The following is a 20,954-nucleotide window of genomic DNA, read 5'->3' on the forward strand; positions in this document are numbered from 1 at the left end:
GGGTTGGCGCCTGTCTTCTGACCCGCCCCAACACCCCCTTGTCCCGGCTCGCGTCAGGTTTCATCGACGCGGTGGAGGCCGCCCTGCTGCAAGACGGGCATACGCCGATCACCGCAGATCACCGCCTGGGCTCCTGACATTCCGATGAAAGCGGCTGGCCGATAGCGTCATCGGTCGGGCACGCGTTTGGCCGACAGGCAGGTCAGGGGGTGGTCTTTGCTTGCGCAGAACGGACACTGGCGGCGATCCGGCGGGGCGTCATCCTTGGCCCGCCGGGGTCTGTGATACTGTTGCCACACTACATCGACCTGCATGACGGCGAAGAGACCCGCCCCGCCGGGACCGCCACGAAGTCGTCATCGCAGCCCGCAGTGCAAGACCGGCTGCCCTGGATCCATCCCGAGACAAGAGACAATTCGCTGATTGCGCAACCAGCTACCGGTTGCGGGAACCAAGGTGAGCCGACCTCGTTCTCAAGTCAGACACCGCGCAGCATGGCGCAGCTGGCCCAGAAAGGAGACCTTCGATGGCGCTTTTTTCCAGTGACGGTCACCACAATGACGTTCGGGTCCTGCATGCGCCTTGCGGCCATTGGTGTGCTGAACAGCAGCGCGTTTCGGCGTTGTCTGCCAGGTCTCACGCGACCTGCCTCGTGGATTTGCACATCAGCTGCGAAGCCGCCTGAACGACATCGCCGTCCGATCCCCGTCGGGCGGCCTTTCCAGACCTTCGACAGGAGACACGAGATGTTTCATCATTCATCCAAGCTGCAATATGAAGTGCGCTGCGACACGCCCGATCCGCAATTCGCCAAATACCTTCAACAGGCGATCGGTGGCGTCGAGGGCGAGATCCGAGTTGCCATGCAGTATTTCTTCCAGGCAATGGGCGCACGCGGGGACGCAAAATACCGCGACCTGCTGATGATGACGGCGACCGAAGAGTTGAGCCATATCGAATTCCTTGGCCACGCGGTCGCGTTGAATCTCGAAGGGGCGCCGGTGTCGGTTCAGGAAGAAGCGGCAACCGATCCTGTGGTCAATGCAATCATGGGGGGCGCGAACCCGAGGCACATCCTGTCCTCGGGCCTTTCGGCCATGCCGGTCAATGCCAATGGCGTGCCGTTCGACATGAGCCACGTCTATGCCACCGGGAACATTGCCGCCGACATGATGGCCAATGTCACCGCCGAAAGCGGCGGACGGGTTCTTGCCTCGCGGCTGTACAACATGACGGACGATGCCGGGATGAAGGACATGCTGTCCTTCCTGATCGCGCGGGACACGATGCACCAGCAGCAATGGATGGCCGTGATCGAGGAACTGGGCGGCGTGGAGGCGCAGATGCCGATCCCGAACAGCACGCCCCAGGCACATGAAGCGACCGAGCATTCCTACTACTTCCTGAACACGTCGCTGGATGAGCCGACGCCGGAAGGGCGCTGGTCTTCGGGGCCGTCGCTTGACGGGCGCAGCGAGTTTTCCGTGAAGGAAAAGCCCGAACCGCTGGGCCAGAAGCCCGATCTCGGGAAGGCCCGCAAGCGGTCCGGGGCCCAAACGGAACAAATGGATTAACGCAGAAAGGACAAGGCAATGACGACAACAGTCGGAACCGAAAACCAGATGAACGACCTTCTGGGCAACCTGCTCAAGCTGGAGCACGACGCGATTGCGGCCTACGAGGCCACGATCGAGCGTCTCGACGATGCCGAAAGCAAGGCGCAGATCGAGAGCTTCCGCCAGGATCACAACAAGCATGTCGCAGAGCTCGAAAGCCACGCCGCGAAGCATGGCGTCGATGTGCCGAAGGAAGGCGACATGAAGCAGTACCTGACAACAGGCAAGGTGGCGCTTGCCGAGTTGGCGGGTGACCAGACGATCCTGAAAGCGATGAAGACCAACGAGGATGACACCGTCCAGGCCTATGAGCAGGCGCTGAGCAACAGCCTCAGCGAAGGCGAGCTTCGGGCCACGTTCGAAAAGGCACTGGCCGACGAAAAGCGCCACCGCAGCTGGATGGAAAGCAAGGCGGCCTGAACCCGACGCGCGGCTGCGGGGCGACGCCTCCGCCGTCGGCTCGATCTTCAATGGCAAAGGAGAGGACCATGCAAACCAACCCAGCTTCCTACTTGGGACGCAATCGTCCGGAGCCGCGGTACTCGAACGACCGGTTGTTCTGGGGCGCGGTCCTTGGCGTGTTGGCCGGGGGGCTCGGCTATGCCGCGCTGCGGACTTCGCAAGGACGCAACAGCGTCACCGACCGCCCACCCGACAGCGCGCCGGGCCGGACCGCGCGGCGCAGCCGCTTTGGCCGCTATGCCGTGGTGGGACGGACCGTCACCATCGCCAAGCCCCGCAGCGAGGTTTACGCCTTCTGGCGTGATCGGTCGAACCTGGCGAGCTTCATGCAGAACGTGCGCTCGGTCGAAGAGACCGGCGGTCTGAACCACTGGACCATCGAAGGCCCGGCGGGCACCGAGGTCTACCTGGAGACACGCATGGTCGAGGACCGGCCCGACGAGATGATCTCGTGGCAGTCGACCGACGCCTCGGACATCGAGACCCAGGGCAAGGTCCTGTTCCGTGATGCCCCCGGCGACCGGGGCACCGAGATGGAAGCGATCATCGCCTATGTCCCGCCGATGGGCACGCTTGGCCGCTGGGTCGCCAAGACCTTTCAGGCCGAGCCGCGCATGCAGGGGCGGCGCGAACTCAAACGGCTCAAGATGCTGATGGAAACCGGCGAGATCGCCACATCCGCTTTGCGAAATTCCCCAAGCTGAGGAGACACAGACAATGCGCGCATTGACCTGGCACGGGAAACACGACGTTCGCGTCGACACCGTCCCCGATCCCGAAATCATCAATCCCCGCGATGCGATTCTCGAAGTCACGTCGACCGCGATCTGCGGGTCCGATCTGCACCTGTATGACGGGGTGATCCCCGGCATGATGTCGGGTGACATCCTGGGCCACGAGTTCATGGGCCGGGTTGTCGAAACCGGATCCAAGAGCACGTTGAAGAAGGGTCAGCGGGTGGTCGTGCCCTTCACGATTTCCTGCGGCGCCTGCTTTTTCTGCCAGAAGCAGCTTTACTCGGCCTGCGACAACTCGAACCCGGTGCCCAACCAGGACGTGACCGAAAACCTGTACGGCCACGCGATCTCGGCGCTGTTCGGATATTCGCACCTGACGGGTGGCTATCCCGGCGGTCAGGCGGAATATGTCCGTGTGCCGTTCTCGGATGTCGGCCCCATCGTCATTCCCGACGGGATGGAGGATGACGAGGTGCTGTTCCTGTCGGACATCCTGCCGACTGGGTGGATGGCCGCCGAAAATGCCGACATCGAGGAAGGCGATACCGTCGCCGTCTGGGGCTGCGGGCCGGTGGGATTGTTCGCGATCCAGTCGGCGCTGGCCATGGGCGCGGCGCGGGTGATCGCCATCGACGAATACCCCAACCGGCTCGAGCTTGCCCGCACGCTGGGGGCCGACGTGATCGACTTCAAGCAGACCCGCGTTCTGGATGCGCTGATGGACATGTCGGGCGGGCTTGGCCCTGATGCGGTCATCGACGCGGTGGGCATGGAAGCGCACGGCTTCGGTGTTGACACGATGCTCGACAACGTAAAGCAGAACATCGGCATGGGGGCCGACAGCGCGCATGCCCTGCGCGAGGCGATCATGGCGGTCCGCAAGGCGGGACGCATCTCGATACCCGGCGTCTATGGCGGGTTTCTTGACAAGTTTCCGCTCGGCGCGCTGATGGAAAAGGGGGTGCAGGTCAAGACCGGCCAGACCCATGTGCAGCGCTATCTCGACGATCTTCTGCGCCGCATCGGCGACGGAGAACTCGACACGACCTTCCTGATTTCGCACCGCCTGCCATTGGAAGAGGCTCCGAAGGGTTACAAGAATTTCCGCTACAACCAGGATGACTGGACGAAGGTTGTCCTGAAACCGGGTACGGCGGCGAATTGATGGCGCAGGACAGGACATTGGCGGTCATCACGGGTGCGTCCTCGGGCATCGGGTTCGAACTGGCCCGATGCGCGGCGGCGGATGGGTGCGACCTCGTTCTGGCGGCGGAAGAGCCAGAGATTCTAGCCGTCGGCAACATTTTGCGGAAGGAGGGCGTGCAGGTCGATGTGGTCGAGGCCGATCTGGGCACGAGGAGCGGGCTGGATCAGCTTTGGGATGTGCTCGAGGACCGTCATATCGACTACCTGATGGCGAATGCCGGACGCGGGCTTGGCCATGCGTTCCTTGAACAGGACTGGTCGGATATCGAGGACGTGGTGCATACCAATGTCACCGGCACCACGGCGTTGCTGCATCGCGCCATCCCCGAGATGCAGGCGGCGGGCAACGGTCGGATCCTCATTACCGGCTCGCTGGCGGGGTCGATCCCGGGCAGCTACCAGGCGGTCTACAATGCCACCAAGACCTATCTCGACACGTTGTCATGGGCGATCCGCGAAGAACTCAAGGGCAGCGGGGTCACGGTCACCTGCCTGATGCCCGGACCAACCGATACCGAGTTTTTCGAACGCGCCAACATGCAGGACACCCCGATCGGCCAGAGCGACAGCAAGGACGACCCCGCCATGGTGGCGCGCAAGGGCTACCAGGCGATGCTGCGCGGCGCATCCGGCGTGACGACGGGATTCATGAACAAGGTTCAGCAGGCCTTGACGGAGATCGTTCCCGAGACCGTGCTGGCCCGGATGCACCGCGAGACCGCTGAACCTCAGGAGCCGTCAAAATGACCGACAAGCTTGCCGTCGTCACCGGGGCCTCGTCGGGCCTTGGCTACCAATTTGCGCGTCTGGCGGCGCAGGACGGGTACGATCTGGTCCTCGTTGCCGATGAAGACGAGGTGCATGTCGCCGCCGACAAACTGCGCCGATTGGGTGCCAATGTCGAGGCCATCGTGGCGGACCTGTCCACCCGGTCCGGCGTGGCTGAATTCTGGACCTTCATCGAAGACCGCAGGATCGATTTCTTCGCTGCAAATGCCGGCCGTGCGCTGGGCGAGGCCTTCCACGATCAGAATTGGTCGGACGTGAAACGCCTGATCGACCTCAATATCCTGCAGACCACGTCGCTGCTGTACAAGGTTGGCCAGAAAATGCACGCGGATGGTGAGGGCAGGATTCTTGTCACCGGGTCCATCGGAGGCTTCGTGCCGGGCCCCTTCGACGCGGTCTACGATGCGACCAAGGCCTATCTGAACAGTCTGTGCTACGCGCTTCAGGATGAATGGAAGGACTCGGATGTGACCTTGACCTGCCTGATGCCGGGGCCGACCGAAACGCCGATATTCCATCGTTCCGAGAACGAACTCGAAGAGGCGCCGATTTCGGAGGCCGACAAGCAGGATCCCGTCAAGGTGGCAGAGCAGGGCTACGCTGCGGCGATGCGCGGCGACATGCGTGCCATCCCTGGGTTTTTCAGCAAGGTGATCACGATGTTCTCGGGCGTGGTGCCGGACAGCGTCTTGGCAAAATTGCATCGCCAAGGGGCAGAGCCGTCCAAAGAGTGACGCATCGGGACCTACGCCAAGGGAGACTGACCGGCGTCGGTTTTTTGGCGGGCCCCGAGATGCGCGAAATTTCCAGGCGTCTTGCACCGATAAATTTACAAAGCGGAAAGCCGGGCGCTTGACCTCGGATCGCGCATGAAATACCTCGTAGGTCATCGAGCGGGCGTTGTGTAATGGTAAGACCTCAGCCTTCCAAGCTGATGATACGGGTTCGATTCCCGTCGCCCGCTCCAAGCTTTTCCCTGATTCTTGTGTGATCGCGAGCGCGGCAAATCGGCATTTCTTCAGCCTGCGTCTTGACCATTGTGGGCAGCACAATGTTTAAGCATGTCGATCAAAAAAGGTAGCCGATGGCGGACGCGACACTCACACCGATGAAAAAGGAAGACCGGCAGAAGTCGAAGAAAATCGGCTCCCTTGCCGCGCTATGGCCTTTTGTGGCGCCGTATCGCCTGTTGATGTTCGCGGCTCTTTTCGCGCTGACGGCGACAGCGGCAGTTTCGCTCATCCTGCCGATGGCCGTGCGCCGCGTGGTCGACAACTTCAACACCGCCGACGGTGCGCTGCTCGATCTGTATTTCGGTGCGGCGCTTGGCATTGCGGGCTTGTTGGCGATCGGCACGGCGCTGCGTTATGCCTTGGTCACGCGACTGGGCGAACGCGTTGTCGCCGATATCCGGATCGCCATCTTCACCCGCGTGATCGGTCTCAGCCCGAGCTTCTACGAAAAGGTGATGACGGGCGAAGTTCTGAGCCGGATCACGACCGATACCACCGTGATCCTGAGTGTGATCGGATCGTCGATCTCGATTGCGCTGCGCAATATGCTGCTCTTTTTCGGTGGCATGGTCCTGATGCTGTTCACCTCGGCCAAATTGACCGGGATGGTGCTGCTGATCGTGCCGGCGGTTGTGGTTCCGATCCTTGTTCTTGGGCGCAAGATGCGAAAGCTCAGCCGAGAAAACCAGGACTGGATCGCGGCTTCGTCTGGAAATGCCTCGGAGGCGTTGCTTTCGGTGCAGACGGTGCAGGCGTTTACGCACGAGGCGATCTCGCGGAAGGCGTTCGAGGACGTCACGGAAAAGAGCTTTGACGCTGCGCGCCGCCGCATCTGGACCCGCGCCCAGATGACGGCCATCGTCATTTTCCTCGTCTTTACGGGGATCGTGGGTGTGCTCTGGATCGGCGCGACCGATGTGCGCGCCGGCACGATGAGCGCCGGAGCGTTGGTGCAGTTCGTCATCTACTCGGTGATGGTGGCGGGGTCGGTTGCGGCCTTGTCTGAAATCTTCGGCGAGTTGCAGCGCGCGGCAGGTGCTACCGAACGCCTGATCGAGCTGTTGCATGCCGAAGACACGGTGAACGATCCGGAAACACCGGTCGTGCTGCCAGAGCCGGTGCAGGGCGAAATCACCTTCGAAGACGTGCATTTCTCCTATCCGTCTCGCCCCGGCGTTGCGGCGCTTGATGGCGTGAACCTGCGCATCGAGCCGGGTGAGACTGTGGCCCTGGTCGGCCCGAGCGGGGCGGGCAAGACCACGATCATTCAATTGATCCAGCGGTTTTACGACCCGGAAACCGGTGCGGTGTGCATTGACGGCATGCGGGTAGATGCGCTCAACCGCGATGCCTTTCGCAAGCATATCGCGCTGGTGCCACAGGACCCGGTCATTTTTGCCGCCTCCGCGCGTGACAATATCCGCTTTGGCCGTCCGGATGCCACCGATGCCGAAATCGAGACCGCGGCCAAGGCCGCTGCTGCGCATGAGTTCATCTCCGCATTGCCCGATGGCTATGACAGCTGGCTTGGCGAACGTGGCGTGATGCTGTCCGGGGGGCAGAAACAGCGCATTGCCATCGCACGGGCGATCCTGCGGGATGCGCCGGTTCTTCTTCTGGACGAGGCGACGAGCGCTCTGGATGCCGAAAGCGAACGCGCAGTGCAACGCGCCGTGGACGAGTTGTCCGTCGGGCGCACGACGGTGATCGTGGCGCACCGGCTGGCAACGGTGAAGAAAGCCGACCGGATCATCGTGATGGACCAGGGCCGCATCGTCGCGACCGGTGCGCATGATGCGCTGGTCTCCGAAGACGGTCTGTACGCCCGGCTTGCGCGGTTGCAGTTCACCGACGGTATGGCCGCGGAATAGCGGTTTCTGCCATTGTTGACGGAAATGCGTCGGTTTTGGCCATGACAGGGTCGGTCCGCGCGCCGCACCGTGACCCGATGGGATAACAACCGGGAGCGCAACATGAAGGTCGGATTCATCGGCTTGGGGGCGGTTGGCGCCAAACTGGCCGGGACGCTCGCGCGGAACGGTATTGATCTGACGGTTCACGATCTGGACAAGTCGCGCATCGACATTCTGAGAGAGCAGGGCGCCAAGGCCGGAGACGATCCGGCCTCGATCATGCGCGCCTGCGATATCGTGATCACCAGTCTGCCAAGCCCTGTCGCCTCGCAATCCGTGCTCGAAGACCTGCTGCCCGAGATCCGCCCCGGCAAGATATGGATCGAGATGTCCACCACCGACGCCGACGCCATTCGCGCGCAGGCGCAAGCGGTTCAGGCGATGGGTGGTCAGGCAGCGGATTGTCCCGTGTCAGGCGGCTGCCACCGCGCCGCGACAGGCAATATCGCCATCTTCGCGGGATGCGACCGGTCTACCTTCGATGCGGTCCTGCCCGTTCTGACCCATATGGGGCGCCGCGTGCTGCATACCGGAGAGGTCGGCAGCGCGTCGGTACTCAAGGTGATGACCAATTACCTTGCCACGGTTCACCTGGGCGCCCTTTGCGAAGCCATGACGACGATGGCGGCGCATGGCATGGACCTGGCGGTCACCTACGAAGCGATCAAGGCGTCCTCCGGAAACTCCTTCGTGCACGAAACGGAAAGCCAGTTGATCCTGTCGGGCAATCGCGATGTCGATTTCACCCTTGATCTGGTGCTCAAGGATATCGGGCTGTTCCAGGCGCTGGCAGATGCGCGGAACGTGCCTCTGGAACTGTCGCCGAAGCTGATCGAGATCGTGAAGGACGCGCAGGCGCGCTACGGGGCGCGCGCTCAGTCTGACCGTCTGATCGAGCGGCTGGAGGAGGCGACAGGGCTTTCCATCACGGCGCCGGGCTTTCCGACCGAGCTGATCGACGACGAACCCGAGGAACGGGGGGCGGAGGTGGTTCGAGCGGTCTCGCTTTAGCCGCCGCAATCGGCTATCGGCGTCACTGGACAACGGAGTGACCCGATGCGGACCGAGATAATTGCAGAGATCGACCCACGCGGTCCACGACGCGTTTTGGCTATCGCCATGTTGCTTGCCCTGGGGGGGCTTGTTCTTTACCTCGCCGTCGCGCAACCGCCGTCGAACCTCGGGCTGCAGGGCTTTCTGGTGGCGATGGGGTCGATTTCGCTTTGGGCCGCCTACAAGGTCCAGATGGCGACGACGCGGAAGCTCTATCTGACGGACGAGGACCTGACGGACAGCGAAGGCACAGTGCTTGCCCGGATCGAGGACATTGTATCTGTCAATCGCGGGTTTTTGGCGCTCAAGCCTTCCAATGGGTTCATGCTGAAGACAAAAAACCCGGCGCCACGGGCGTGGCAGCCGGGTTTGTGGTGGCGTGTGGGGCGCCGGGTTGCCGTGGGCGGGGTGACCCCGGGGGCTCAGGCCCGCCCAGTGGCTGATATCATCGCCGTGATGATCGCACGGCGCGACGGCTAGGCATTACGACTGCTTCTTCTTGCCTTTGCCGTTTGTTGGTTTCGTGGTGGTTGTGGTGCAGTCTGTCGAGTTCTCGGCGTTGTTGTTGCAGAGTGACCCGCCAGGAGCGTCCTGGTCACCATTGCCCCATCCGTTGTTCCCCCATTGCTTGCCCGAGCCATCATTGATCCCTTCAAAGATGACCTGCGGTGCAAATCGGGGGCGCGTGAACGAATAAGTCGAGATGTCGAACGCATCGAGGCCGGCCAGATGCAATGTCGGTTCATACCAGTCGCGTGTCTCCACGACGATGGTCTGGTCACCCGACGCCATGACGGGAAGCCGTGGCGTATAAGTGCCCATGTCGCCTTGGGTCAGTGCGTTCCAGTCGCCACGGGCCTTTGACCAGACAAGGTCATAGCTCCCGTTATTGCCACCGCCGTTTACGTTGTACTGCACAACTGAAATGCGCAGATCGACGTCATCCCCTTCGGCTTGCGCAAGGTGAAAGACAAGGTTCCTCGCATTGTCGATGTAGTCCTCTGTCACGATCTCGGTTTCCCGAGAAAGGATATCGCCGATGGTATAGTTGGCCTTCTGGTTGATGGTCTGCTGGCGCATCACATCGAAATAGACCCAGGTTGCCGCGAAGATCACCAGCAGCGCTGGAAAGACGATCATCGCTTCGACGGTGACATCCCCTTTTTCGTCGCGGCTGAAGCGCGAAAGGTACTTCTTGATAAGAGCAGTCATTAGTATGGCTCCTGAACAAAGGCCGAGAAGGACACGAGAGCTGCATAGCCTTCGGCATCTTTTGGCATTTTGGATGCAAGCGCGCCTGTCGGAGCGATCGGCTTGTACTTGTAGCATGCGCGCAGGAACATCAGTTCGTTGGGTGTTCCGGCTTCAAACTGGCGCAAGGGGCGAACCGGCTCTGCAGAGTCGATGCAATCCGCGCGACGTGTCGGCTCGGACCAATCACGCAGGTCGAGCGGGATCATCTCAAGGCGCAGCATCTCGTTGCAATCCGCCAGAAGCGTCGTGCTATCGCAGATCATCTGCTTCAGGTCGTCATGATCGATCTGTTCGCCCGTCCCGAGCCGCACTTCGCGTACCGCCGAATCAAGCCCCCGTTCCAACTGGGTATGCCGGATGGACAAGGCGCCGATCTCGAGGCCCGAAATGATTACCGCAAGAAACAGGGGTAGCCAGATCGCGAAAGGCAGCAACACGGCAGAGCCACTTTCGTCCCGCAGGAAGCGGCGGAGTTTTTTCAATTCGAACCGCATCATTGTGTCAACCTCAGCTGGTTAATGGTCCGGGCAATCGCTCGGAATGCTTCGGAAATCTCAAGTCCTTCCACGGGGAAGTAGTGAGCCGGCGAAGAGGCGCAGTCGCGCATCGCGGCCTGACCTTCGTCGGGGGCCTCGAAACCGATGGCAAAGACGGTGATGGCGGCATCACGGGCCTGTTCACAGATCACCGACAGACGATCATCTGCCTGGCTGCCGTCGACGATGGGAACGTAGGAATAGTAGGCGTTGTAGTAGTCGCTGTACGACACCCAGCCATCATAATACGGGGTGCGGAAGAACTTCTGGCCAAAGGCCCGTGTGCCCCAGCGTCCGAAGACTTCGGCATTTGTCATGCGACGCGCGCTCCAGCCACCATCGGGCTGGTTTCGATACCGTTCGTTCCACGACCCGTTACGGTTGCGATCCCAGTAATAGACGTCGTTGCTTGAACCGCTCTGGTTCCGAACGCGATGAGAAAAACGATCATTCGTCGGATTGTTGTCGCCTCGATCGTCGATCCAGATGTCGGAGTTGCCGCTGGCGAATTCCGGGGCCAGATTATACTGGGTGGTGTTCATCCCATCCGTCATGACCACCGCGATCTTGAGAGCGTCAGGCGCAAGATACTCTGCGGGTCGCCCGCTTGCTTCGGCCGGGACAAGACCATCGCTGATCAGGCCGTCCACGACAGGGCGCGCGGACGGATCAAGCAGGGCAACGCCCCACTTCATGCCAAGGTCGATAGCTGTGTTGCCACCGGCGCTCAGCCCGGCGATATGGGCGACCAATGCGTCAGTGTCATCGCTGTGGGCCATGATTGCGCCGTAGTCATCCGTTGGACACCACGAGTCGGGCGTGACAACCGAATGCTCATCCATGCTGTACGGGTCGAAATGGGCCAGACGTTGCAGTGACTCGTTCGGTGAAATACCTTTGGACCAGAATGCGTAATCGTCAAAGATTACACAGCGCGACATGTCATGTTCATCGGTCAGGCTGTAATGCTGTGACAGTGACGACCCCAGATTGACGGTCGCGTTGTAGGGAACGATGCTGATTGTCGTCAGACCCGAGTTCTCGTCGTCGACGACCGTTTCCACGAACTCGGTGGCTGCCGTCCGCAGGTTTGCGATCTTGTCGTTTGCCCCCATAGAACCGGAAATGTCGAGGATCATCGAAATCTCGATATTGGAAATGCGTTCCTCGGCGGCTGAAAGACCGGTAGCCTGAAGGTTGTCAACGCCGACCATCTTGAGGAAGTTGGCGGGGAAGACCCGTTGTGCCTCTGCCCGGACGGTGCGATAGTTCAAACCTGAATCGACGGTGATCGTCACGTTGGACAACGTGTCCTCAAGTCCCATCTTGGTCAGGTAGTCCTGAACGATCGCTTCCGGCTCGAGCTGTTGCTCGAGATCCGCAGCCGCCAGGACCGCGCGGTCGAGCGTTCCCTGGAGACGCGCGCGTTCCACTTCAGCGTTGATCATGTCGATCCCGACACCACCATACACCATCATCATCATGGCACCCATAATGGCCACGACGGACATATTGCCATCGGTCTCTCGGGCGAAGCGGTTGAGCGTGCCGGCCACGGAGGACCGCAACATGGATTTCTTCCGTTTCGCGACCGGCACCCTTGGCAGAAGGTTGCTTAATCCGATCATTGTTACCTCTTTCCCGCCCTTATAAGACGGACTGACACCCCACTTAGATTTTGGGAGATCTGAAGGCGAAAGGCGGCGGCAATAGGGCAGGAAATGTGGAAAAAATGTGGAATGTATTGATTATATTGAATAATCGCACACCCAAGAGCCTCATTGACGTCTCAGGTGAAACAGTTTGCGCGATTTCGCCATGCCGTGTCTCGGAGCCGGGGCAGAGATCTACGTGCGAAATTAACCAACCTGTCATAGGCTGCCCCTAATAAGGGACGAATGATCCATGACTCGGGAGGGACACATGAGCACGATACCAGCCAATGAACCGACATTTCGGGAATCAGTCGACCTGATGTTCAACCGCGCCGTGGCGCTGATGGATCTGCCGCCCGGCCTCGAAGAGAAAATCCGCGTATGCAACGCCACCTATACCGTGCGGTTCGGTGTACGCCTGCGCGGCCAGATCACGACGTTCACCGGCTACCGTTCCGTGCACTCCGAACATATGGAGCCGGTCAAGGGCGGCATCCGTTTCGCGCCGTCGGTCCATCAGGACGAGGTCGAGGCGCTAGCGGCTCTCATGACTTACAAATGCGCGCTGGTCGAGGCACCGTTCGGTGGCTCGAAGGGTGGTTTGCGCATCGATCCGCGCGACTACGATGAATACGAACTGGAACAGATCACCCGGCGCTTTGCTTACGAACTGGCCAAACGTGACATGATCCACCCGGCGCAGAACGTGCCTGCTCCGGACATGGGCACGGGGGAACGGGAAATGGCGTGGATCGCCGACCAGTATGCCCGGATGAACACCACCGACATCAATGCACGGGCATGCGTGACGGGCAAGCCGCTCAATGCGGGGGGGATCTCGGGCCGGGTCGAGGCGACGGGACGGGGCGTTCAATACGCGCTGAGGGAATTCTTTCGTCACCCGGAGGACGTCAAGGTGGCGAAGTTGACCGGCAAACTCGACGGCAAACGGGTGATCGTTCAGGGCCTCGGGAACGTGGGCTACCACGCGGCCAAGTTTCTGCGCGATGAGGATGGTTGCACGATCGTCGGCATCATCGAACGCGACGGCGCGCTGCACGACGAGAGCGGGATCGACGTCGATGCCGTGTATGCCTGGATCCTCAAGCATGGCGGCGTCAGCGGGTATCCCGATGCGGCGCACACCGCCGAAGGCGCAACGGTCCTCGAAGCCGAGTGCGACATTCTCATCCCGGCCGCTCTGGAAGGGGTGATCAACCTGACCAATGCTGACCGGATCAAGGCTCCGTTGATCATCGAGGCTGCAAACGGCCCAATCACAGCGGGTGCCGACGATGTCCTGCGCGAGAAGGGAACGGTCGTGATCCCGGACATGTACGCAAATGCGGGCGGCGTGACGGTGTCCTATTTCGAATGGGTCAAGAACCTCAGCCATATCCGCTTTGGTCGGATGCAGCGCCGTCAGGAAGAAGCGCGGCATCAACTTGTCATCGACGAATTGCAACGTCTGGACGAGGTGCTTGGGGATCAATGGTCGATGACGCCGAACTTCAAGGACAAGTATCTGCGCGGTGCCGACGAGCTTGAACTCGTGCGCTCGGGCCTCGATGACACGATGCGGATTGCCTACCAGTCCATGCGCGAGGTCTGGCATGATCGCGAAGACGTGCACGACCTTCGGACCGCAGCCTATATCGTGTCGATCAGCAAGGTCGCGGCAAGCTACCGTGCCAAGGGGCTCTGACGGATGACAATCGGAATGGGCTGAGCTAGGTGTATCCTGACATCCTTCCAGCCCATTCACCACGCCCCTACCAAGAGGACACTCATGATCCGCACACTGCTTGCCATTCCCGCCCTGATGATCGGCCTAGCCACGCCTGCGATGGCGCAGGGCGATGACACCGAATGCCGCAAGCAGGGCCAGATTGCCACGAACATCATGTCCGAGCGCAGGAACGGGGCAAACGCGCGGCGCGCAGAACGGCGTGTCATCCGATCGCTGCCCGAGGATTCGCGGAATTACGAGGTCGCCGTTCCGGCCCTTGTCGACTGGATCTACAGCCTGCCGGAAGACCAGCTGACGCCCGAAGTCAGCAATGCGCTTTACCAGGTCTGCATGTCGCAGTAACGCACTCTCCCGGCGCTTGCACCACTGGACTCTTGGCCACGGAGACCCGATATTCTGGGGATGAGCCTGCCGCCAAATTTTCTTGATGACCTGCGCACCCGGACCAGCCTGTCACAGGTGGTCGGGCGCAAGGTCCTGTGGGACACGCGCAAGTCGAACCAGGCCAAGGGCGACATGTGGGCACCGTGCCCGTTCCACCAGGAAAAATCCGCCAGTTTTCATGTCGATGACCGCAAGGGCTATTATTATTGCTTTGGCTGCCACGCCAAGGGAGACGCCATTTCCTTTGTCCGCGAGAGCGAGAACGTCGGTTTCATGGAAGCGGTCGAGATCCTGGCAGCCGAAGCCGGAATGCCGATGCCTGCGCGTGATCCGCAGGCACAGGAAAAAGCCGATCACCGCACCAGGCTTGTCGATGTCATGGAGCAGGCGGTCCGGTTCTACCGGCTGCAATTGCGCAGCGGCGCAGGGTCGGCGGCGCGCGACTACCTGACGCGCCGTGGCCTGAACGAGACGACGCAGGACCGGTTCAATATCGGTTTCGCGCCACCCGGCTGGCAAACGCTCTGGGATCACCTGACAGGGCAGGGCGTTTCGCCCGAGCAGATCGTCGAAGCCGGGCTGGCCAAGCCCTCGCAGAAGGGCGGAAAGCCCTACGACACCTTCCGCAACCGCATCATGTTCCCGATCCGCGATGCCCGGGGGCGGGCGATCGCGTTCGGTGGGCGGGCGATGGATCCCGACGACAACGCGAAATACCTCAACAGCCCGGAAACGCCGCTCTTCGACAAGAGCCGCACGCTTTACAATCAGGGCCCCGCCCGAGAAGCGGCGGGCAAGGGCCAGCCGCTGATCGTGGCCGAGGGCTACATGGATGTGATCGCGCTGGCGACGGGCGGGTTCGAGGCCGCTGTTGCGCCGCTGGGAACAGCGGTCACGGAAAGCCAGTTGCAGATGCTGTGGCGCATCACAGACGAGCCGATCCTGGCGCTGGACGGGGACAAGGCCGGGCTCAAGGCCGCCTACCGCGTCATCGACACGGCGCTGCCGCTCCTTGAGTCCGGCAAATCGCTGCGGTTCGTCTTGCTGCCGGAAGGACAGGACCCGGACGACCTGATCCGCAGCTCGGGGCGCGAGGCGATGCGTGCGCTTGTCGAGGCGGCACAGCCCATGGTCCAGCTCTTGTGGCGGCGCGAAACCGAAGGCCGCGTCTTCGACAGTCCCGAGCGCAAGGCCGCGCTCGACAAGACGCTGCGCGAACGCATCCGCACGATCCAGGACCCGTCGCTGCGCAGTCACTATGGCGAAGAGATCAAGCGCCTCAGATGGGACCTGTTTCGGAGCCCGGCAAAACCCCGCTCCGGCACCTTTCGCCGGTTCGGCCAGCCGGGCCCCGCCAAACCTGCCGAAAACACCCGCGCCTCCATGCTGGTTTCCGGTGGAAAGGATGTCGAATTGCGGCTGCGCGAGGCGGTGATCCTGGCGGCGCTCTTGTCGACCCCCGACCTGATTTCCGAATTCGAGGCCCAGATCGACGATATGTCCTGCGTCGATCCGGATCATGCCGCCTTGAGAGCGTGTCTTTTGCAACACGTAGGCGCGTCGGCCGAAACGGTTCGGGCGGCCGCAGATGCGACAGTTGGGGGTGACGCACTTGAAATGCTTTGCCGCGCACGCCATGTCGCGATTACGCCGTGTCTGAGAAAGCCGGGCGATCACGACCTGGTCCGCCTGACGATTGCCGAGGAGCTTGCCAAACTTGAAGCTGGCATCGGACTGGACGCGGAGATCGCCGAAGCAGCGGAGGACCTGGACGGCGCGGCGGATGAATCGCTGACATGGCGGTTGAGCCAGGCTGCACAGGCGCGCCAATCTGCCCAACGCGCGCAGTCGGAAGACAAGACAGAATACGATCTTGGTCCCAACGGGGCCGCGATCAACCGGGAAGAACGCAGCGCATTCGCCGCTTTGATGGAAACCATTCGCTTTGACAAACCCCGAGGGTGACGGTGTTTTGCTAAGGAAAGCGTAAACGAAAAAGGGTAAACGGGTGTGCGAATCGGTATTTCGCGCTAATGATTCGGGTCAATCGAATCGCCCCGTCCCGACAGGAGCATCCATGGCCGCCAAAGATAACGACGACGCCAAGACCGAAGACCGCGATGAGGATGTCAGCCTCGATATGAGCCAGACTGCGGTCAAGAAGATGATCGCCGACGCTCGTGAACGAGGCTACATCACATACGATCAGCTGAACGAAGTTCTGCCGCCCGATCAGGTCAGTTCCGACCAGATCGAGGATGTGATGTCGATGTTGTCCGAGATGGGCATCCAGGTCACCGAAGAAGACGAAGAGGCCGAGGACGAGGACAAGGGCGCAACCGACCTTGTTCAGACCCAGCGCCCGGGCGAAGTGACCCTGGCGTCGGGCACGGCTGAAAAGCTGGACCGCACGGACGATCCGGTGCGTATGTATCTGCGCGAGATGGGCAGCGTCGAACTGCTGTCCCGCGAAGGCGAAATCGCCATCGCCAAGCGGATCGAAGCCGGTCGCAACACGATGATTGCCGGGCTTTGCGAAAGCCCTCTGACGTTCCAGGCGATCACCATCTGGCGCGAGGAACTTCTGAGCGAAGACATTCTGCTGCGCGACGTGATCGACCTCGAAACCACGTTCGGCAACCAGTTGGGCGACGAAGAAGATGTCGCCGCGCCGGTCGTGACCGAAACCGATGGTTCAGCCGAGAAGAAGTCCGACGACACCCAGGAGCTTGATGCCGACGGTAATCCGATTTCGACCGAGGACGATGAGGATGATGACGAGCAGGCGAACATGTCGCTTGCCGCGATGGAAGCCGCTCTCAAGCCGCGTGTCCTGGAAACCCTGGACCGCATCGCTCAGGATTACGAAGAACTGTCCAGCATGCAGGACAATCGTATCTCTGCGACCCTGAACGAGGACGGATCTTTCAGTGCCGGCGACGAGGACCGCTATCAGAAGCTGCGGTCCGAGATCGTCGAACTGGTGAATGAACTGCACCTGCACAACAATCGCATCGAGGCGCTGATCGACCAGCTTTACGGCATCAACAAGCGCATCATGGCCATCGACGGCGCAATGGTTAAGCTGGCCGACCAGGCCCGCATCAACCGTCGCGAATTCATCGACGCCTATCGTGGTCGCGAGCTTGACCCGAACTGGCTGGAAGAGATGGGCGAAAAAGCCGGGCGCGGCTGGCAGATGTTCATCGAACGCTCGCTGCCCAAGGCCGAGGAACTTCGCGCCGACATGGCCCAGGTGGGCCAGTATGTCGGGCTGGATATCTCTGAATTCCGCCGCATCGTCGCGCAGGTCCAGAAGGGCGAGAAAGAAGCCCGTCAGGCCAAGAAGGAGATGGTCGAGGCGAACCTGCGTCTGGTGATCTCGATCGCCAAGAAATACACCAACCGCGGTTTGCAGTTCCTTGACCTCATCCAGGAAGGCAACATCGGCCTGATGAAGGCCGTCGACAAGTTCGAATATCGTCGCGGCTACAAGTTCTCGACATACGCGACGTGGTGGATCCGTCAGGCAATCACCCGCAGTATCGCGGATCAGGCGCGCACCATCCGTATCCCGGTGCACATGATCGAAACGATCAACAAGCTGGTCCGGACCGGCCGCCAGATGCTGCACGAGATCGGCCGTGAACCGACGCCCGAGGAACTGGCCGAAAAGCTCCAGATGCCTCTGGAGAAGGTTCGCAAGGTGATGAAGATCGCCAAGGAACCGATCTCGCTCGAAACGCCCATCGGCGACGAGGAAGACAGCCAGCTTGGCGATTTCATCGAGGACAAGAACGCCGTTCTGCCGCTGGATGCGGCGATCCAGGACAACCTCAAGGAAACCACCACGCGGGTTCTGTCGTCCCTCACGCCGCGTGAGGAACGGGTTCTGCGGATGCGGTTCGGCATCGGCATGAACACCGACCACACGCTCGAGGAAGTGGGCCAGCAGTTCAGCGTCACGCGCGAACGTATCCGCCAGATCGAGGCCAAGGCGCTGCGCAAGCTCAAGCATCCCAGCCGGTCGCGCAAGCTGCGGTCGTTCCTGGATCAATAAGCCATGTCGTTTCTCAAGAAACTCTTCGGCGGGGGCGGGGGCTCATCAGAGCCCACCGTGCCCGCCGAAACGCATAACGGGTACACGATCCATCCCGCCCCGATCAAGGACGGGTCGGTCTGGCGCATCGGCGCGCGGATCGAGAAAGAGATCGACGGCGAGATCAAATCGCACCGCATGGTGCGCGCCGATACGCTGCAAGGCTTTGACGAGGCTGTGACCGCCTCGGTGAGCAAGGCGCGCATGCTTGTGGATCAGCAAGGCGACGCGATCTTCGGGTGATGCGGCGAACTGATTGTCCGGCATGACCCGACTACGCACGCTCCTGGACCAGGTTCCCCTGACACTCTTGGCTGTGCTGTGCGTCACCTTGGGACTCGCGCCATTCCTGCCCGAGCCGCATGTCTGGGAAAAGCTCAGGATGCTGGTGGCTGGCACCCTGACGGCACCTGTGGATATGCTCGACCTTGCCTTTCACGGTCTGCCATGGGCGTTGCTGGTGCTGAAGCTCTTGTTGCGGCCCGGCGGTCCAACTCGGACCTGAACCTCCGTTCACAGGGCCAAGTGTCTCAGGTTTTGTCTGCCTGGTTCGGATCGCTTGTTGTTCCCGGGCCCGATGTGGGATCGGGATTGGTCTGTTTGCTGCCTGATGATTTCTCGGGCACGTCCTTGAACTTGTCCCGATCGGGATAGCCTGTCCGGTCGGCCTGGTTCGGGTCGGATGTCGTGCCGGGTCCTGTCTTCGGATCGCTGTTTTTCTGTGTCATGGGTGACCTCCTTACTGGGTGGGCATCAGGAAGATTTCCTGGACGTTCGCGCGCGGGTCCGCCTCGAGCGCAAAGATCGCCGAACGGGCGACATCTTCGGGCTGAAGCTTGTCCGGCTTGGATTCATCAAAGAACGGCGTGTTGACCATGCCCGGCGCGACCACGGTACAGCGCCCGCCGAATTCGCGCATTTCCTCGGCAATATTGCCGCCGTAGCCGTGCACGAACCATTTGGACGCGCCATAGACAGAGCCCTTGATGTGCACACGTCCCGCTGCGGATCCGGTCATCAGCAGATGACCTTTCGTCCGTTTCAGATGCGGCATTGCCGCCTTTGTTGTCCAGAGCAGGCCAAGGATGTTCAACTGGATCATCGTCTGCCATTCATCCGGATCGCCCGCATCGGTACCGGCGGCACTCAGGCCGGTCCCCGCATTGGCATAAGCCGCATCGACCGAGCCGAAATGACCGGCGAGGTGATCCAGCGCAGCTTCCTGCTGCGAAAGCGACGTCGCATCGCCCGGCAAGGGCAGGGCGCGGTCTCCGAGGTCACGAGCCAGGGTTGCAAGCTTGTCTTCGGAGCGGGCAAAAAGCCCGACGTTCCAGCCGTGGTCCACTGCCGCACGGGCGGTTGCCTCACCGATGCCTGTGGACGCGCCGGTGATGAAAAGTGTCTTGCTGGGCACAGATTATCCTTCGAATTGGTGAACGTTATCGAAACACCAACGCAAAGGGGGCCAATCCGGTTTCTTCCGGACTGGCCTGGCCGTGTTACGTCAGGTGTTCGTTGAAGAATGCAATTGTACGGTCCCAGGCAAGATCTGCCGCCGCTTCGTCATAGCGGGGCGTGCTGTCATTGTGGAACCCGTGGTTCACACCCGGATAGATATGCGCCGTATAGGTTTTCCCATGTTCCTGAAGCGCAGCTTCATAGGCGGGCCAGCCTTCGTTGATCCGCTCGTCCAGTTCGGCGTAATGCAACAGGAGTGGCGCCTGGATCTTCGGGACGTCTTCCGCGCTGGCCTGCCGCCCGTAAAACGGCACCGATGCGCCCAGTTCGGGATAAGCCACTGCCATCGCATTGCACACTCCGCCGCCATAGCAGAAGCCGACGCAGCCCACGTTTCCCGTGGTATCGGAGTGATCGGCCATGAATTCGTAAGCCGCGAAGAAGTCGTTCATCAGCTTCTCGCCATCCACGGTCTGCTGAAGCTCGCGGCCTTCGGCGTCGTTGCCGGGATATCCGCCCACGCTGGACAACCCGTCCGGCGCCAGTGCGATGAAGCCCGCCTTGGCGACCCGGCGCGCCACGTCTTCGATATAGGGGTTCAGGCCGCGGTTTTCGTGGATCACCACAACCGCCGGCGCGGTGCCTTCAAGGGCTGCGGGTTTCACCAGGTAGCCGCGCACCTCGCCATGGCCGTTCGGGGACGGGTAGGTGATGTACTCGGCGATGATGTCGGGGTCGTTGAAGTTGACCTGTTCGGCCAGCGCGTAATTTGGCGACATCATGTTCAGCAGCGCCGCAGCGGTCAGACCGCCGACCGCGAACTTGCCGGCCCGATCCAGAAACTCGCGTTTCGTGATCTTCCCATGCGCGTAGAAATCGTACAGCTCAAGCAGTTCCTGATCGAAGTCCTTGGCGGTCATTCGTTTTGTCGGGGTAATCTCATTCATGGTAATGCTCCCTGTAAGCCCATGACCGGATCTTGCATCGTCCGGCACGGGTGCAGCGAAGGTAGCTCCTGAACACGATGTG

The 20,954-nt window shown here is 61.2% G+C and carries 21 protein-coding genes and 1 tRNA gene; 16 read left to right on the top strand and 6 right to left on the bottom strand.

Translation table 11 applies throughout. The features are described from left to right. Positions 1 to 746: 746 nt before the first annotated feature. The 10 genes from LCF60_RS03090 (at position 747) to LCF60_RS03135 (ending at position 9,269) form a co-directional block, all read left to right on the top strand. Positions 747 to 1,574 (top strand): manganese catalase family protein, encoded by an 828-nt coding sequence (locus LCF60_RS03090; protein ID WP_292289564.1) that lies wholly within the window; start codon positions 747 to 749, stop codon positions 1,572 to 1,574. A gap of 18 nt (positions 1,575 to 1,592) precedes the next feature. Then, positions 1,593 to 2,036: a ferritin-like domain-containing protein gene (locus LCF60_RS03095; protein WP_292289565.1), complete on the top strand. Its 444-nt coding sequence runs from the start codon at positions 1,593 to 1,595 to the stop codon at positions 2,034 to 2,036. A 68-nt stretch (positions 2,037 to 2,104) separates the two neighbouring features. Continuing rightward, positions 2,105 to 2,782 (top strand): SRPBCC family protein, encoded by a 678-nt coding sequence (locus tag LCF60_RS03100; RefSeq protein ID WP_292289567.1) that lies wholly within the window; start codon positions 2,105 to 2,107, stop codon positions 2,780 to 2,782. Between the two features lie 13 nt (positions 2,783 to 2,795). Continuing rightward, complete coding sequence (locus tag LCF60_RS03105) at positions 2,796 to 3,980, top strand: zinc-dependent alcohol dehydrogenase (protein WP_292289568.1); 1,185 nt, start codon at positions 2,796 to 2,798, stop codon at positions 3,978 to 3,980. Further along, positions 3,980 to 4,768 carry an SDR family NAD(P)-dependent oxidoreductase gene (locus tag LCF60_RS03110; RefSeq protein ID WP_292289569.1) on the top strand — a complete coding sequence of 263 codons (789 nt, stop codon included), beginning with the start codon at positions 3,980 to 3,982 and terminating at the stop codon, positions 4,766 to 4,768. The genes LCF60_RS03105 and LCF60_RS03110 overlap by 1 nt, the downstream gene beginning before the upstream one ends. Beyond that, complete coding sequence (locus LCF60_RS03115; protein ID WP_292289570.1) at positions 4,765 to 5,544, top strand: SDR family NAD(P)-dependent oxidoreductase; 780 nt, start codon at positions 4,765 to 4,767, stop codon at positions 5,542 to 5,544. Before LCF60_RS03110 ends, LCF60_RS03115 begins: the two co-directional genes overlap by 4 nt. A 159-nt stretch (positions 5,545 to 5,703) precedes the next feature. After that, positions 5,704 to 5,777 (top strand) — tRNA-Gly (locus LCF60_RS03120). A gap of 117 nt (positions 5,778 to 5,894) precedes the next feature. Continuing rightward, entirely contained in the window at positions 5,895 to 7,694 is a 1,800-nt protein-coding gene (locus LCF60_RS03125; protein ID WP_292289572.1) for an ABC transporter transmembrane domain-containing protein, read from the top strand. 102 nt (positions 7,695 to 7,796) lie between these two features. Further along, positions 7,797 to 8,747 (top strand): NAD(P)-dependent oxidoreductase, encoded by a 951-nt coding sequence (locus LCF60_RS03130; RefSeq protein WP_292289573.1) that lies wholly within the window; start codon positions 7,797 to 7,799, stop codon positions 8,745 to 8,747. A 45-nt stretch (positions 8,748 to 8,792) separates the two neighbouring features. Beyond that, positions 8,793 to 9,269, top strand: a complete 477-nt coding sequence (locus tag LCF60_RS03135; protein WP_292289574.1) for a hypothetical protein — start codon at positions 8,793 to 8,795, stop codon at positions 9,267 to 9,269. Positions 9,270 to 9,272: 3 nt separating this feature from the next. On the opposite strand, the gene LCF60_RS03140 is transcribed toward LCF60_RS03135, so the two are convergent. From LCF60_RS03140 to LCF60_RS03150, 3 genes are read right to left on the bottom strand one after another with little or no spacing between them, the layout of a single operon-like run. Next, positions 9,273 to 10,001 (bottom strand): hypothetical protein, encoded by a 729-nt coding sequence (locus LCF60_RS03140; protein WP_292289575.1) that lies wholly within the window; start codon positions 9,999 to 10,001, stop codon positions 9,273 to 9,275. Then, a complete protein-coding gene (locus LCF60_RS03145; protein ID WP_292289576.1) occupies positions 10,001 to 10,540 on the bottom strand; it encodes a pilus assembly protein in 540 nt (179 codons plus the stop codon). The genes LCF60_RS03140 and LCF60_RS03145 overlap by 1 nt, the downstream gene beginning before the upstream one ends. Further along, positions 10,537 to 12,207 (bottom strand): Tad domain-containing protein, encoded by a 1,671-nt coding sequence (locus LCF60_RS03150; RefSeq protein ID WP_292289577.1) that lies wholly within the window; start codon positions 12,205 to 12,207, stop codon positions 10,537 to 10,539. Before LCF60_RS03150 ends, LCF60_RS03145 begins: the two co-directional genes overlap by 4 nt. Positions 12,208 to 12,502: 295 nt before the next feature. On the opposite strand from LCF60_RS03150, the gene LCF60_RS03155 reads away from it, so the two are divergent. The 6 genes from LCF60_RS03155 to LCF60_RS03180 all read left to right on the top strand — a co-directional run bounded on the left by LCF60_RS03155 (position 12,503) and on the right by LCF60_RS03180 (position 18,972). Next, on the top strand, positions 12,503 to 13,939 hold the full coding sequence (locus tag LCF60_RS03155; RefSeq protein WP_292289578.1) for a Glu/Leu/Phe/Val dehydrogenase: 1,437 nt from the start codon (positions 12,503 to 12,505) through the stop codon (positions 13,937 to 13,939). 84 nt (positions 13,940 to 14,023) lie between these two features. Continuing rightward, positions 14,024 to 14,326, top strand: a complete 303-nt coding sequence (locus tag LCF60_RS03160; RefSeq protein WP_292289580.1) for a hypothetical protein — start codon at positions 14,024 to 14,026, stop codon at positions 14,324 to 14,326. 60 nt (positions 14,327 to 14,386) lie between these two features. Then, positions 14,387 to 16,333, top strand: coding sequence for a DNA primase (dnaG, locus tag LCF60_RS03165; RefSeq protein WP_292289582.1), 1,947 nt, complete (start codon positions 14,387 to 14,389; stop codon positions 16,331 to 16,333). A gap of 112 nt (positions 16,334 to 16,445) precedes the next feature. Next, positions 16,446 to 18,428, top strand: a complete 1,983-nt coding sequence (gene rpoD, locus LCF60_RS03170) for an RNA polymerase sigma factor RpoD (protein WP_292289583.1) — start codon at positions 16,446 to 16,448, stop codon at positions 18,426 to 18,428. 3 nt (positions 18,429 to 18,431) lie between these two features. After that, positions 18,432 to 18,710, top strand: a complete 279-nt coding sequence (locus tag LCF60_RS03175; RefSeq protein WP_292289584.1) for an HlyU family transcriptional regulator — start codon at positions 18,432 to 18,434, stop codon at positions 18,708 to 18,710. A gap of 22 nt (positions 18,711 to 18,732) precedes the next feature. Continuing rightward, positions 18,733 to 18,972: an RND transporter gene (locus tag LCF60_RS03180; RefSeq protein ID WP_292289586.1), complete on the top strand. Its 240-nt coding sequence runs from the start codon at positions 18,733 to 18,735 to the stop codon at positions 18,970 to 18,972. Between the two features lie 25 nt (positions 18,973 to 18,997). Here LCF60_RS03180 and LCF60_RS03185 read toward each other — a convergent pair whose 3' ends face one another. From LCF60_RS03185 to yghX, 3 genes are all read right to left on the bottom strand, one after another. After that, on the bottom strand, positions 18,998 to 19,195 hold the full coding sequence (locus LCF60_RS03185; protein WP_292289588.1) for a hypothetical protein: 198 nt from the start codon (positions 19,193 to 19,195) through the stop codon (positions 18,998 to 19,000). A gap of 11 nt (positions 19,196 to 19,206) precedes the next feature. Beyond that, entirely contained in the window at positions 19,207 to 19,881 is a 675-nt protein-coding gene (locus tag LCF60_RS03190) for an SDR family oxidoreductase (RefSeq protein WP_292289589.1), read from the bottom strand. Positions 19,882 to 19,966: 85 nt separating this feature from the next. Continuing rightward, positions 19,967 to 20,872 (bottom strand): YghX family hydrolase, encoded by a 906-nt coding sequence (gene yghX, locus LCF60_RS03195; RefSeq protein WP_292289590.1) that lies wholly within the window; start codon positions 20,870 to 20,872, stop codon positions 19,967 to 19,969. Between the last annotated feature and the right edge of the window lie 82 nt (positions 20,873 to 20,954).

Source organism: Marivita sp., from assembly GCF_020055635.1.
Taxonomy (GTDB): Bacteria; Pseudomonadota; Alphaproteobacteria; order Rhodobacterales; family Rhodobacteraceae; genus Marivita.

Coding starts and splice junctions, on each gene's coding strand:
- LCF60_RS03130 (WP_292289573.1), top strand. CDS start 7,797: ATGAAGGTCGGATTCATCGGCTTGGGGGCGGTTGGCGCCAAACTGGCC.
- LCF60_RS03160 (WP_292289580.1), top strand. CDS start 14,024: ATGATCCGCACACTGCTTGCCATTCCCGCCCTGATGATCGGCCTAGCC.
- LCF60_RS03100 (WP_292289567.1), top strand. CDS start 2,105: ATGCAAACCAACCCAGCTTCCTACTTGGGACGCAATCGTCCGGAGCCG.
- yghX (WP_292289590.1), bottom strand. CDS start 20,872: ATGAATGAGATTACCCCGACAAAACGAATGACCGCCAAGGACTTCGAT.
- LCF60_RS03185 (WP_292289588.1), bottom strand. CDS start 19,195: ATGACACAGAAAAACAGCGATCCGAAGACAGGACCCGGCACGACATCC.
- LCF60_RS03125 (WP_292289572.1), top strand. CDS start 5,895: ATGGCGGACGCGACACTCACACCGATGAAAAAGGAAGACCGGCAGAAG.
- LCF60_RS03150 (WP_292289577.1), bottom strand. CDS start 12,207: ATGATCGGATTAAGCAACCTTCTGCCAAGGGTGCCGGTCGCGAAACGG.
- LCF60_RS03145 (WP_292289576.1), bottom strand. CDS start 10,540: ATGATGCGGTTCGAATTGAAAAAACTCCGCCGCTTCCTGCGGGACGAA.
- LCF60_RS03090 (WP_292289564.1), top strand. CDS start 747: ATGTTTCATCATTCATCCAAGCTGCAATATGAAGTGCGCTGCGACACG.
- LCF60_RS03110 (WP_292289569.1), top strand. CDS start 3,980: ATGGCGCAGGACAGGACATTGGCGGTCATCACGGGTGCGTCCTCGGGC.
- LCF60_RS03180 (WP_292289586.1), top strand. CDS start 18,733: ATGACCCGACTACGCACGCTCCTGGACCAGGTTCCCCTGACACTCTTG.
- LCF60_RS03095 (WP_292289565.1), top strand. CDS start 1,593: ATGACGACAACAGTCGGAACCGAAAACCAGATGAACGACCTTCTGGGC.
- LCF60_RS03155 (WP_292289578.1), top strand. CDS start 12,503: ATGAGCACGATACCAGCCAATGAACCGACATTTCGGGAATCAGTCGAC.
- LCF60_RS03140 (WP_292289575.1), bottom strand. CDS start 10,001: ATGACTGCTCTTATCAAGAAGTACCTTTCGCGCTTCAGCCGCGACGAA.
- LCF60_RS03135 (WP_292289574.1), top strand. CDS start 8,793: ATGCGGACCGAGATAATTGCAGAGATCGACCCACGCGGTCCACGACGC.
- dnaG (WP_292289582.1), top strand. CDS start 14,387: ATGAGCCTGCCGCCAAATTTTCTTGATGACCTGCGCACCCGGACCAGC.
- rpoD (WP_292289583.1), top strand. CDS start 16,446: ATGGCCGCCAAAGATAACGACGACGCCAAGACCGAAGACCGCGATGAG.
- LCF60_RS03105 (WP_292289568.1), top strand. CDS start 2,796: ATGCGCGCATTGACCTGGCACGGGAAACACGACGTTCGCGTCGACACC.
- LCF60_RS03115 (WP_292289570.1), top strand. CDS start 4,765: ATGACCGACAAGCTTGCCGTCGTCACCGGGGCCTCGTCGGGCCTTGGC.
- LCF60_RS03175 (WP_292289584.1), top strand. CDS start 18,432: ATGTCGTTTCTCAAGAAACTCTTCGGCGGGGGCGGGGGCTCATCAGAG.